A 311-nucleotide genomic window follows, 5' to 3' on the forward strand; every position below is an offset into this window, starting at 1 on the left:
TTGACTGCGGAGACGGATATTGCGGGTATGCGGGTGGTTGATGTGAGTGGTGTTGACGCTGCGCACTATCCGATCGGACTGGTCGCTCACGTCGACGCGGTAGTACACCTGACAATCAAGTTCCTCCCAGATCTCTTCGACCACAACGTGATAGACGAGATGATGCAGCGAGTCCTCCGTGTGATCGACGCAGCGGTTACCGACCCGGACCTGTCAATCGGCGCGCTGAACGTACTCTCGCCGGCGGAATGTGGTGAGTTGGTTCCGGTGTCGGGTGTTGCGGGTGGTCGGGTGTTGGTGTTGCCGGAGTT

The 311-nt window shown here is 58.8% G+C and carries 1 protein-coding gene; it reads left to right on the forward strand.

The window, feature by feature from the left end; genetic code table 11:
• Positions 1 to 42: 42 nt before the first annotated feature.
• The coding region (locus C7T36_RS29810; RefSeq protein WP_219908481.1) for a hypothetical protein at positions 43 to 311 on the forward strand (269 nt) is incomplete at its 3' end.

The organism is Rhodococcus sp. AD45-ID (genome assembly GCF_003023755.1).
GTDB classification, from domain to species: Bacteria; Actinomycetota; Actinomycetes; order Mycobacteriales; family Mycobacteriaceae; genus Rhodococcus_F; species Rhodococcus_F globerula.